Raw genomic sequence first — 11,470 nt, 5'->3', positions numbered from 1 at the left:
CGTTCCCACGATTCCACCTACAATAGAGATAGACGGCATCAGGATGCACCGCACGAAGGAGGTAACCCCCCTAGAGGACACCATAAACAAGGTGAACGCCGTCATGCCTAAAGAGAGCGAGACGGTTCTTGACACGTGCATGGGGCTTGGCTATACCGCGATAGAGAGTGCAAAGCGTGGTGCTTACGTTTTTACCATAGAAAAGGATCCAAATGTCATAGAACTCGCAAAGCTCAACCCCTGGAGCTGGGAGCTCTTCCATAGTCAAAACATCCAAGTGATTAGAGGGGATGCTCTCGAAGTCGTTAAAAAGTTTAAGGGTGGTACTTTTGATGTCATAATACACGACCCGCCGCGCTTCAGCCTAGCGGGACATTTGTACAGCGAGGAGTTTTATAGGGAGTTATTTAGAGTGCTGAAGAAGGGAGGAAGGCTCTTCCATTACGTCGGAAATCCAGGGAAGAAGTATAGAAGAAAAGATTTGCAAAGGGGAGTTATGGAAAGGCTGAGAAGGGCGGGCTTCGTCGGGGTGAAAAAGGTCGAGAAGGCACTGGGGGTTGTGGGGAGAAAACATGAACTTGAGTTCGAAAGTCTTAAATAGTTGAAGCACAAGTATTATACTCATGAGTAGACAAAAGTTCCTTGACAGAAGGAAAGAAATGGAATTTTTGGAGAATAGATACTCGAGCGGACGGGCGGAGTTTCTCATTATTTATGGCAGGAGAAGGATAGGAAAGACAGAGCTGCTCCTCCATTTTGCAAAGGACAAAACACACGTCTATTTTCTGGCAACCGAGAGGCCCTACCGGGAGAATATCCGGGAGCTTCAAAAACTCCTCGCTGAATTCCTGGGCGATGAGCTCTTCAGCAGGATTGCCTTCGAGGACATAGACGAGCTCCTCATGACATTTGCGGATAGAGCCGGTGATGAAAGAATCGTGCTGATAATTGACGAGTTCCCTCTGCTCATAGAGCAGTACCGGCCGGTTCTATCACTTCTTCAGAAGGCGTGGGATTTAAAGATTTCAAAGACAAAACTCATGCTGATACTCTGCGGCTCAAGCGTCTCAGCGATGGAAACGGACGTTATGGGGTACAAAAGCCCCCTCTACGGTAGAAGAACAGGGCAGTGGCGACTCGATGAGATTCCCTTCTTCCATATCGGGGAGTTCTTACCCGGATACAGCCCTGAAGACCTCGTAAATACATATGGTGTCCTCGGGGGTGTTCCAGCGTATCTCCTTCAGTTCGAACCGGAAAAAAGCTTTGATGAAAACGTCGTCGGGAATGTCCTTTCAAAGGGGAGTTTTCTCTATGAGGAAGCCGAGATCCTCATGCGTGAGGAGCTCAGGGAACCGGCAAACTACTTCGCGATACTTGAGGCTGTGGCGGGTGGTCGCTCAAGGTTCGGGGAGATTGTGAATGCAACCGGCCTCGATAAAAGCCTCGTATCAAAGTACTTAACGGTTCTCCAGAGGCTGGGTATAGTGGAGCGTAATGTTCCGGTTACAGCAACGAGAAGCAAGAGAGGAGTTTATTCCATAGCGGACAGCTACTTCGCCTTCTGGTTCCGATATGTTCTGCCTAACAAGAGCTACCTTGAGGCGGGGTTAGCGGAGGAAGTTTGGGAGCGTTCCCGGGAGGACTTCAACACATATATGGGGGGCGTTTTTGAAAAACTCGTGAGAAAACCCGAGGTTTTCATGAAACTGACCGATTTCCGCTTTACAAGAATCGGGCGCTGGTGGTACAAAGGAGAGGAGATTGACCTTGTCGCTCTGAATGAAAGGGAAAAGAAGGCACTGTTCGTTGAGGTTAAGTGGAGAGCACTTAAAGAGAGAGAAGCACGGAGAATTCTGAAGGATTTGGAGAGGAAGGCAGAGCTGGTCGGACTTGATGGCTGGGAAAAGCATTATGGCATTGTAGCAAAGGAAATTGAGGGGAAGGAAGAGTTAAGACTCGCGTGGGACCTGAAGGACTTTAAAAAGAATTAAGAGGTCATTCAGAGCCCTTTAAAACCTCCTCAACGTTAAATCCTTCTTTTCCTTCAACGAGCTTGCGCTCAAAGAATTCCATTATAAGCTTATAGCGCTTTGCCCTGTGCCTTGGACTTCCGCGGAGACTGTGTCCGTGGGCGCCTTTCTTAAATATTGCAATGTAAGCCTCTTTACCGAGATCCTTAAGCACGTGATAGAACATTACAGATTGGTCCAAGGGGCAGCGGTAGTCTTCGAGGGAGTGGATTATCAGCAGGGGTGCTTTCACTCTGTCTGCATAGAATAGTGGGCTAAGCTTCTTGTAGTTCTCGTTTTCGAGTGGATTTTCACCGATGACCTCTTTATCAAACCAAAGACCGATGTCCGAGAAGGCATAGCTCGTCAGCCAGTAGCTTATACCGTTCTCACTGATGCCGGCTTTGAAGAGGTCGCTTTGCGTTAGCGCCCAGTTCGTCATAAAGCCGCCATAGCTTATGCCCGTTATGCCAACTCTCCCGCGGTCGGCCTGGGGCTCAAGTTTAAAGAACTCCTCAATTCCGTTCATTATGTCCTGAAAGTCCTCCAAGCCCGTTTTTTCAAGCACTCTAAGTGCAAAGCCCTCATCGTAGCCGTTGCTTCCTCTCGGATTGATAAAGACAATGTAGAAGCCTTTATCGGCCAAGAGCTGCATCTCGTACTTGAAGTAATATCCATACATACCCTTGGGCCCGCCGTGGACGAAGACCACAACGGGAGCTTTCTCGCCCTCTTTTATGTCCGGCTTTATATACCACCCATCCATTTCGAGGTCGAGGCTCTTAAAGCGGAAGTGCTTTATTGGTCTCCTCTTGAGCCTGCTCAAAATGGGCCCGTTGTAGTCGGTGAGCTGCCTGAGCCCGCCGTCCCATATGAAGACTTCACTCGGCATGGTGTCGGTTTGCTTGAGGAGTACAATCTTTCCGTTATCACTTACATCAAACTCCATGACCCAAGCGTTTTCTTCAACGATAGAGATTAACTCCTCGCCGCTCAGCTTGTAGAGATTAACCCTTCCCTCCTTTGCCATCGTGAAATACACACAGCCCTTTTTATCGAGCCTTGCCGCACCGTTGTTGTAGACAAACTTTTCCGTTAGGGGTTTCACTTCCCTGCCATCCCAGATGTAGAGGTAATCATGCTCGCTGAGCCTTTCCTTCTCCGGCCTGCCGCGGAGGAGTACGAGCTTTCCGTTTGAATCCACTGGTACGTAAGAGACCTTCTCAAATATCCTCTCGCTCTCACCCTCCTTATACCTGAAGATGTCGTAGAACCTGAACATGGCGGGCTTTCCTTCTTCCCTGTGGTGCTGGGCGTAGAGCACCTCATCGCCGTGCCAGATTCCCGAGGCAAACTTTTCTGCTTCAAACTCCTCTAAAATTTCCTCGCTCTCCGTGTCGAGTATCCAAAATGTTGTCTTTTCACCGTCAAAAAAGCCCTTATTGTCGAACCAAACTGGAACGTCGTTCTCAAAGATAAAGTCCTCATCCTCTCTCCTCTTGAATCCTGTTATTAGGATTCTCCTGTCATCATCATTCCAGCTCATATTAAGTATGTTCTTCGCCTCAAGGAGTTTCTTTCCACTCATGGATGTTAGATCATAGAGCCAGACCTCCACACTCTTGTTCTCCTCGTTTGACCTCATAAATGCAATCTTCTTACCGCTCGGAGAAAAGCGGGGCATCGACGCATTTTCTATAAACTTCCTACTCTCATTTTCAATTTCCTCAATCACGAGGGTATTTTCGTACTTATTGTCTTTCATGTTCGCTTTTGTAAGAACATAGGCGATTTGGTTTCCATCCTTTGAAATCCGTATATCCCCCAAGTAAGCGAACTTAGAAAAAGTCTCATGGTTCCATTCGATTTTGCTCATAACGCTATCACCGATATTATGACAAGCTTTTAAAGTATTTAAGCTTTAAGATTAAGTCATGAAAGAGGAGCATGCAGTTGCAGGGATTCTCACGGTGGGAATACTAATCTCCCTGCTAACAAAATCATACGTGGGTGTTGCCCTTGCAGCCCTTGGGATACCCACATATCTCGCATATCTGGCTAGAAAGGAAAATATCCTTGTTAGGGCCAGGCTCTTTGATAGGGATTTATTTCTAATGATGACAATCACGCTGGCGGTGATTTTAGTATTTAACCAGTTCTCTGATCCAAGGATTGGACTTGTCTCCATGGCAATCGTGATTCCAATCCTCTTCCTTCTCTGGGATAGGTTAAAGGCTAGAAAGTAGCTCAAAAATTTCTTTGGGATTTTTCTTCCGCTTATAAAATTTAACCGCAGTTTTAAGCTCTTCAAGAAACTTCTCATCCAGCCCGAATTTTGTAATAATTCTCTTGGATATCTGATTCTCGTTGAGGAATAACATTGCCATGGCGGATGTTAAATTTCTGGGCTTTCTTTTCAGGCTCGCCTTTTCAAAATCAATTATCCATACTCTGTCCCCTACTAAAATGTGCTTACCCCCCTGAACCTGACCGTGGTCTATTCCAAGCTTATCGAGCTCGTGCATTTTTCGCCCAATCTCAATTAGATGCTCTCTTTCAATATTGGCATACAATATGGGTTCTCCCTCCGCAAAATGCCTCACGAGATAATCCAAACCCTCGAAATTACCTGTGAAGAAAAGTTCGGGCGTTATATTTTTACCCTTGAGGAATTTCAGGATCTCGGCTTCCTTCCTCAGGCTTCTCCTGGACGAATCCCTACGCTGCAGTTTTATGAGGATTTTTTCACCTTCTCTTTCACCAACGAAAACAAGACTGGTATTACCCTTGGAGTAGGGGATGACATTAAGTATCTCTCTCCCTTTTAAGTGCTCATAAAACCTTTTCAAGCTCTTCTCATCTATCAAGTGTCCTATCATGGCTTTTCGATAACCTTAAATACCCCAAAGAATAAAATTATTTTGGTGGTAAGATATGGTGACGGCGTTTATTTTGATGGTTACAGCTGCTGGGAAAGAAAGGGAAGTTATGGAAAAGCTTTTGGCAATGCCCGATGTTAAGGAGGCGTATGTGGTTTATGGAGAGTACGACCTTGTTGTAAAGGTTGAGACTGAAACACTGAAGGATCTGGATCAATTCATCACGGAAAAGATAAGGAAGATGCCAGAGATACAGATGACATCAACGATGATAGCTATCTGAAGCTTTCTTTCTTTTCTCAGTTACTTTTTTAAGGCTCTTCTCATACCCTTACCCGGTGAGGGTGATGCCGTATTTGGTGATAGAGCACCTTGAGGATATAAGCGAGTGGCTCTGGCTTGAATATTCTCATGTAGCTAAGTGGTGGGGAGATAATCTGATATTTACAAATGTTAGAGAAGATGAGAGAGAAAAACTCGCAAAGCTTGGAAATGTCCTGAGCGAGAGCGTAACGAAGTTTCCATTCGACCGCTCAAAGATAATAGTCCTCGATCTGCAGGCGGAAGAAGAGCTCAAGCCGGAGGACATTGAGGAAAATACGATAATCATAGTGGGAGGTATTTTGGGAAACGCAATCCCCACGGGAAGAACAAAGGAGTTCATAACCTCAAAGATGGAAGGGGTAAAGGTGAGACATATAGGAAAACCTCAGTATTCAATTGACGGGGCTTCAATAGTGGCAAAGCTCATAGCTGACGGCAAAAGGCTCAAGGAGATTGAGTACGAGGAAAACCCGACGATTAAGCTCGATGAGTTCAGCGAGATGACCCTTCACTACGCTGTTCCCAAGCTCGATGGAAAACTCCTGCTCACGCCCGGGTTAATAGAACTTCAAAAAAAGGAGCTTGGATTTGACGAGGAGATAAACGATGAAGAGCTTGATAAGTTCTTCACGGGAGGGGAAGGGATTTAACGCCGCACTTCCCCACTCTATCCCTCCTAACATAAAGTTCAACGCCATCTTTTGAATAGACGAGTGTGTAATTGGCGATGCCCTTTCCAAACCTCTTTTTGAACTTTCTCCCTTCATATGTCCTCATATCAAAGAAGAGCACATCAACATTGGTTACTCCCAAATAAACATCAAGTTTATTAGCCAGGGAAGAATAAAATCTCGGCTGTGTGTAAATGGAGCAGTTCGATTTTTTAAGAGCTTTCAAAATGCTCCATATCAAAACATCCCTGTCATCCGGTTTCTCAATTAGATGAGCATGAACTATGTATCTGTCCTGAAGGAGAGGTGAGGACGTGAGGGGATACGTTGCAAGAGAAGTGATGATGCTCAAGATCAACAAAGGTGCAAGCACGTCTTTTAGCCTTCTATCTCTTAGAGTGTCCACAGAGGCTATGAAGGAGAGGGGGACTATCATGTAAGGATAGTGGAAGCCTATCATTGTTTGAGTTTCTCTCACAGCTAAAAGAGATTCCGCCCACGGAAGTGCCAGAAGGGGAAGATTCCTAAGACGCATCAATGGAAATAGACCAAAGGTTAGATTCACCACGATGAAGTAGAGAATCTTTCTCGAATCGAGCTCAAAACCATCATAGAGCCTTGTGTATATGTAACCGGCGGTTCTGAAGTGGGGAATGATGAGCTTTAAACTTAGAACCAACCAGAGCAGAGAGAGGCCCATGACGCCCAAGAGCCACTTTTTCCCGGCGAGTTTGCTTTTTGGCATGTCATTTAAAAGTTCATATAATGCTAAACTCAGAACTCCCAGAGGGGCATCCTCCTTTGCTGCGAGCACCAGCATTGAGGTAAATAAAAATGCTCCTTTTCTACCCCTGCGCCATAAAAGGGCACTCAAAAGTAAGAGAGGTACTGCCAGAGAAACCGGATGGAACTCGAAGAGTCCTATGCCCAATAGGGAAGAGTTCGTCGCATAGAGGAGGGTTAGGACAAATGCCCCCCTCTCCCCTAATTCTTCCCTTGCCAGTTCAAAAGCAATCGGTATTGATGATGCCAGAGCGAAAGCCTGAAGGATGAGGAGGGTCTTTGGTGAAGGGAAGAGAGCATAGAGGGGGAGGATTAAAAGGAGGAGGGGCTGGTTATGGACTCCAAAGTGAGATGAGACACCGTACCACTGGTATTCAACCGTGTTGTAGAAGAAACATCCTTTGAGAGTGCTTGATAAAGACTGGGTAAATATACCAAGATCCAAACTCCGATATTCAAATGCACCATAACGTCTCAGACAGAGCAGGGAAAGCACTATAAAATAGGCTAAGAATATAACAATTATTGTCAGTTCATAATGGGACAACTTTTTAATATTGCCTTCCATGATTATCACAAATGGTAAAAAGTTGAAGATTTAAAAAAGTTGTGCCCTTCATGGAAGCACTTGCCTGAATGTCCGCATCCGGTATACTCTCCAAGTATGTAAATATGAATTCTATCAAATTTGAAAATATCGAAAGCCATATAAATGCGAAAAACATTATGAAAAATGGTGATGCTGCTATGAAGACAGCATGGAGGAAATATTCTGGTCTCGTTCTTTTCATAATTCTCCTCCCACTACCATTTGCAGTCAGCGCAGAGAATGATGTAATCCTAAAAGTAACATCAAATCCAAACGGAGCCATGGTTTACGTAGAGGGACTCAACAAAACCTTCTATACTCCCGCCACTCTTGAAATACCAAAGGGGAACTGGGTCCTGAAAATCTCAAACGGGAAGTATACCATTCTCTATAATCTCACTGCACGAGGAGATGCCATGAAAATCTTTGTGGACTTCACGAATATGAAGCATTCAATTCACGGACCCTTCATAAATGGCACTATTAAATACGGCTTCAATATGAGGGTGCCGACGAAGGAAGAGGAATACGTTCCCTTCATACCTGCTCCCCCATGGAGCGAAGATGTGTGTGGAGGAATATTCATGTTCGGGCCAATAAATCCACCGATGGGAATATACATGTATGAGCCTAAGGAGCACTATTATCAGCTCGTTCTAAACAACACTCCCACATACCAAGAGTACCGGGGAAGAAAAGGGTGTCTCATAGTGGAAGAGCTTCGCTATTACGAAAATGGTGGGGGGATGGCGAGATTTGGTGAGTATAAAAACGCGAGCTTTGTAACCCCAAATTCACTCCTGCATGTAGATTCAAAACCTCAGAATGCCACAGTTTACATCTTTGACTTTCATCGTTTTGGTGAGTGGTTCACACCTTTCGACGTTCTCGTTCCCGTGATAATGACTCCACAGCGGGACGTGACGGCTATAGTGAAATACGATAATAGCACGCGCTGGATTCCATACATTCCCGAGCTCCACAGATACAAGATCTCCATGGGATATAATGGCTATCCCTTCTTTGAGGGTTGGGTAGATGTGAAACCGAATGAAAATTACTCCGTAAGCGTTAATCTCGAGCTCCTCAAATTTGCCTTGAGGGTGAATGGAAAACCCGTAGAGCAGCAAATCAAAGAAAAACATGAACCTCCAAGGATCTACATCCCCAACACAACACTCCTCATAGTGAACTCAACGCCAAGCGCAGAGCTCCTCATGGATGGAAAATCCCTGGGAAAGACCCCTGTTGAGGAGGAAGTTTCCGGAGGCGAGCACGAATTCGCCCTAAAAATAGGGGGATGCATTGTGTGGAGAAAGAGCCTGAACATAGGATACGGAGGACGGTTCCGGCTCACAGTGTATCTTGAGGAATACATTAAGAAGCGTGGATTTATGGGGAGGATATGATATCAGATCTTTTTTCTCACTTTTACCGCAACCCCTCTTCTGGCTTTAACCATCTCCTCACCGCTCAATATGGCTTTTCCAACCCCCACAACCTCCCCATCCCTAACAATGCCCACTATATCGCCAGGTCGTATTTTGGGATCCGCATCATCGACACCAACTGCAAAGACATCCCCTCTCAGCTCAAAATCAATCCTCACCCAGTAACTCTCCGTGGCTTCATAGATACGCTGCATTCCAAAGGGTGTTACGCTTATAACGCCATCCCGGAAGGTTCCGGTCTGCTTCCCATCCACGAAGAGCCTGAGCATCTTTGAGCCTTTAATCTTTGCATCATCCGGGAGAACTGCCTCCCCCGCACCCAGCCCAAAATAGAAATCGAAGACCTTCCTTATACTCTCATTGAATCTATACCTAGAATCCTCTTTAGTGGCTTCTATTTTAAATGCACTCAGTACATTCTTAAGCGAATTGAGACTTTCATGGCTTGTTGTCCCATTCTTCACATCCGTGAAAATTATCTGCCTTCCGCTTATCTCAGACGCCCTCTTTGCTATTTCCACATAAGCTTCATCAAGATGTGCTATTATAGGAATTTCCGGGTACTTCATAAGTGTATTCGCAAGTAGTTCTGCCGCCGAATTTATTTCTTCCTCGATCCAGTGCCCTGTGACGACTATATCGTACTTGGCAAGCCACTCCCACTCCCTCGGGACGACGCCAAAGGGCGAGGTTAGTATAAGCTCATGAACTTTGTAGCGTCCACTGCCCAGAGTCTCTTTTACAGCTTTTCTATAGAGAATATGGCTCCTGGAAAAAGAATAGGGCTTCTTAGCGGAGCAGGGAAACAATAAGAGCAGCTCAACATTCTTGGGCGGGACAAAGCGCTCCTCAACACGCTGGTGCCATCTCTTAACTTCGGGTCTGTTCTGGGAAGCATCGCTTATGAAGTAAACCGTCTCCTTCTGGATTGGGGTGTACTTCTCCAGATAGCTTCCGTATTCTTTATCCGCTATTCTAAGAATACCCGCATGATATTGAGTATTGAAAAAGTTTTCCACAAGATATCTCAGTTTTCCCTCATCAAGGGCTTTTTTAACCATGTCTATCGTCTTTTGAGCAAATTCAATTGCGTTGGCACCTTCATCCCAGATTATTGGAGCGTAGGGATTGAAAGCCTTCCTGTGAAGGTCGTAGAGCCTTAAAGAACGGGTATCAAAGGCATCAACTCCGAGGTAAACTGCCAAAGGATAGAAAAAGGGCTCCAGATCCGTGATTATCATCAAATTTGGGTATCTCTCCCTTATCAAAGCGAGTGTTCTTACAAATCTCCTGTAATCCTTTACAAGGATTTTTGAGTTGCCGATATAAACTGCATCAAAGGCGTTCTTACTCAGTATTTTCTCCAGAAAGTCCTCAACTCTCCCCAGGTGCCTCAGAGCAGGAAGGTAGAGCACGTTAAAATTTGAGTAATCCACTTTGTACAGTCTCCTGAAGCTTTTATCTATAATCTCAGGGGGTGTGTAAAAGCTGAGAGGGATTGATGGTGCCAGATTAAGGTCGTATTCATCAAAATTCTCAGGATAGAAGTAGGAATTGAAGGGGGATATGGAAAAGTCTAACCCCCCCAAAGCAGGGGTTTTTATTTTTTTATCCCTCAATCTAAGGAGACCCCTTCTTCCGGGTCCATCATGTTTTAGAGTTTCCATGTTCACACCAGATTGTATCTCTGGAGCAGGAGGAGCTCGTCCATGGTGAGCTTTTCACCGCGCTTAAACTTCTCAAGCGCCGCCACAGCTTTCTCGAAATTGCTGTCCTTCCTTGCCCTCATCCTTGCTACCATCTTATATGCTATCAGCTCCTTGTGCTTGTTATCAAACTCCCTTATTTTCCTTTCAATTTCCCTGAGCTCATCTCTAGCATCTCTGACCTTCTCCCTTAATTCAACAACCTTCTGGTGGTATTCATCCGCCTCTTTCTTAACTTCCTTAGCCTTTTCAAAGCTCTCAATCATCTGCTCATGGAACTGCTGGCTCTGATTTGCAAGTTGCTTTATCTCCAAGTTTATTGCTCTCCTCGCTTTTTTTAGGTTCTCTATCTTTTTCCTCGCTTCAACAAGTTTGTTATGGAATCTATCCGCCTGCTGGAGGATTTCGAGCTCAGTTGCAAGAACCTGAATCTGGTCGACTATCTGCCTCTCCCTCTCCGGAGAGGTTGGTTTGGTCTGAAGTTCCCATTCAAGCTTTTCAATCTTCTTTTCAATTTGATCCTTTGGCATGTTGAGCCTTCTCAGCTGCTTATACTCATCCCTTTTAGTTCTATACTCCAAAATTTCCTGATAAAGCAGGTCAAGCTGGGCGTTTATTTCATCCCTATTTTTCTTAAGCTCTTGAATATGTTTATTAACCTCATCTCTCTTTTCCTTAAATTCTCTCGCCTTTTGCCTTAGAGCCTGAACCTCCCTATTCTTTTCATCTCTCTTCTGGATCCAGGCGTTTAGCTCCGTCTGTATTTCATCCAATTTCACCTGGATTTCCTTCTTCTCCTTTTCAAGAGCCTCTATCTCCTGCTTTATCCTCTTTATCTCCTCTGGATCCACTTTCACTTGCATGTCCATACCCCTTCCTCGTTTTTAGAATAGGTAATCATCCCTAATTCCATTATTTAAGCCTCAGCTTAGAAGAGTGCAAAAACAAATAAAAACTTTTTGGATATTTCCTCAGAAAATTCAGATTTCCACAGGTGCAAAAAGGGGAGAAAATGTATTATTCTCATATAAAGGCATTCAAATGGAATAAAAACT

At 45.0% G+C, this 11,470-nt stretch carries 11 protein-coding genes; 6 read left to right on the top strand and 5 right to left on the bottom strand.

The window, feature by feature from the left end; all coding sequences use genetic code 11:
* On the top strand, window positions 1-601 hold a 601-nt coding region (locus tag ACXJGZ_RS01545), incomplete at its 5' end, for a class I SAM-dependent methyltransferase (protein ID WP_456398048.1).
* A 22-nt stretch (window positions 602-623) separates the two neighbouring features.
* Complete coding sequence (locus ACXJGZ_RS01540) at window positions 624-1,994, top strand: ATP-binding protein (protein WP_456398046.1); 1,371 nt, start codon at window positions 624-626, stop codon at window positions 1,992-1,994.
* A 4-nt stretch (window positions 1,995-1,998) separates the two neighbouring features.
* On the opposite strand, the gene ACXJGZ_RS01535 is transcribed toward ACXJGZ_RS01540, so the two are convergent.
* Complete coding sequence (locus ACXJGZ_RS01535) at window positions 1,999-3,888, bottom strand: S9 family peptidase (protein WP_456398044.1); 1,890 nt, start codon at window positions 3,886-3,888, stop codon at window positions 1,999-2,001.
* Between the two features lie 58 nt (window positions 3,889-3,946).
* On the opposite strand from ACXJGZ_RS01535, the gene ACXJGZ_RS01530 reads away from it, so the two are divergent.
* Window positions 3,947-4,258 carry a hypothetical protein gene (locus ACXJGZ_RS01530; protein WP_456321521.1) on the top strand — a complete coding sequence of 104 codons (312 nt, stop codon included), beginning with the start codon at window positions 3,947-3,949 and terminating at the stop codon, window positions 4,256-4,258.
* On the opposite strand, the gene ACXJGZ_RS01525 is transcribed toward ACXJGZ_RS01530, so the two are convergent.
* Window positions 4,241-4,891 carry a lipopolysaccharide kinase InaA family protein gene (locus ACXJGZ_RS01525; RefSeq protein ID WP_456398042.1) on the bottom strand — a complete coding sequence of 217 codons (651 nt, stop codon included), beginning with the start codon at window positions 4,889-4,891 and terminating at the stop codon, window positions 4,241-4,243. The two genes, ACXJGZ_RS01530 and ACXJGZ_RS01525, sit on opposite strands and share 18 nt — an antisense overlap.
* Before the next feature lie 55 nt (window positions 4,892-4,946).
* Between ACXJGZ_RS01525 and ACXJGZ_RS01520 the strand changes: the two genes are divergently transcribed.
* Complete coding sequence (locus tag ACXJGZ_RS01520) at window positions 4,947-5,174, top strand: Lrp/AsnC family transcriptional regulator (protein WP_293253924.1); 228 nt, start codon at window positions 4,947-4,949, stop codon at window positions 5,172-5,174.
* Window positions 5,175-5,238: 64 nt separating this feature from the next.
* On the top strand, window positions 5,239-5,865 hold the full coding sequence (locus tag ACXJGZ_RS01515) for a hypothetical protein (RefSeq protein WP_456398039.1): 627 nt from the start codon (window positions 5,239-5,241) through the stop codon (window positions 5,863-5,865).
* Here the strand turns inward: ACXJGZ_RS01515 and ACXJGZ_RS01510 are convergent.
* On the bottom strand, window positions 5,843-7,237 hold the full coding sequence (locus ACXJGZ_RS01510; protein ID WP_456398050.1) for a DUF2079 domain-containing protein: 1,395 nt from the start codon (window positions 7,235-7,237) through the stop codon (window positions 5,843-5,845). The genes ACXJGZ_RS01515 and ACXJGZ_RS01510 overlap by 23 nt on opposite strands.
* Window positions 7,238-7,395: 158 nt before the next feature.
* Between ACXJGZ_RS01510 and ACXJGZ_RS01505 the strand changes: the two genes are divergently transcribed.
* Entirely contained in the window at window positions 7,396-8,667 is a 1,272-nt protein-coding gene (locus tag ACXJGZ_RS01505; protein WP_456398037.1) for a PEGA domain-containing protein, read from the top strand.
* Between the two features lie 2 nt (window positions 8,668-8,669).
* On the opposite strand, the gene arcS is transcribed toward ACXJGZ_RS01505, so the two are convergent.
* Together arcS and ACXJGZ_RS01495 are read right to left on the bottom strand one after the other, a co-directional pair.
* On the bottom strand, window positions 8,670-10,376 hold the full coding sequence (gene arcS / locus ACXJGZ_RS01500; protein WP_456398035.1) for an archaeosine synthase subunit alpha: 1,707 nt from the start codon (window positions 10,374-10,376) through the stop codon (window positions 8,670-8,672).
* A gap of 2 nt (window positions 10,377-10,378) precedes the next feature.
* The gene (locus ACXJGZ_RS01495; protein ID WP_456326360.1) at window positions 10,379-11,278 is read right to left on the bottom strand and encodes a coiled-coil protein; all 900 of its coding nucleotides are present in this window, start codon (window positions 11,276-11,278) and stop codon (window positions 10,379-10,381) included.
* Window positions 11,279-11,470 lie beyond the last annotated feature (192 nt).

This window comes from Palaeococcus sp. (in: euryarchaeotes) (assembly GCF_053987695.1).
Note: the sequence above shows the minus strand (reverse complement) of the source record. Positions and strands in the feature narration are given on the sequence as shown.

What these genes read in the sequence shown, in the direction of transcription:
- ACXJGZ_RS01530 (WP_456321521.1), top strand. Translation starts at nt 3,947, where the DNA reads ATGAAAGAGGAGCATGCAGTTGCAGGGATTCTCACGGTGGGAATACTA.
- ACXJGZ_RS01540 (WP_456398046.1), top strand. Translation starts at nt 624, where the DNA reads ATGAGTAGACAAAAGTTCCTTGACAGAAGGAAAGAAATGGAATTTTTG.
- ACXJGZ_RS01495 (WP_456326360.1), bottom strand. Translation starts at nt 11,278, where the DNA reads ATGCAAGTGAAAGTGGATCCAGAGGAGATAAAGAGGATAAAGCAGGAG.
- ACXJGZ_RS01515 (WP_456398039.1), top strand. Translation starts at nt 5,239, where the DNA reads ATGCCGTATTTGGTGATAGAGCACCTTGAGGATATAAGCGAGTGGCTC.
- arcS (WP_456398035.1), bottom strand. Translation starts at nt 10,376, where the DNA reads ATGGAAACTCTAAAACATGATGGACCCGGAAGAAGGGGTCTCCTTAGA.
- ACXJGZ_RS01510 (WP_456398050.1), bottom strand. Translation starts at nt 7,237, where the DNA reads ATGGAAGGCAATATTAAAAAGTTGTCCCATTATGAACTGACAATAATT.
- ACXJGZ_RS01505 (WP_456398037.1), top strand. Translation starts at nt 7,396, where the DNA reads ATGAAAAATGGTGATGCTGCTATGAAGACAGCATGGAGGAAATATTCT.
- ACXJGZ_RS01525 (WP_456398042.1), bottom strand. Translation starts at nt 4,891, where the DNA reads ATGATAGGACACTTGATAGATGAGAAGAGCTTGAAAAGGTTTTATGAG.
- ACXJGZ_RS01520 (WP_293253924.1), top strand. Translation starts at nt 4,947, where the DNA reads ATGGTGACGGCGTTTATTTTGATGGTTACAGCTGCTGGGAAAGAAAGG.
- ACXJGZ_RS01535 (WP_456398044.1), bottom strand. Translation starts at nt 3,888, where the DNA reads ATGAGCAAAATCGAATGGAACCATGAGACTTTTTCTAAGTTCGCTTAC.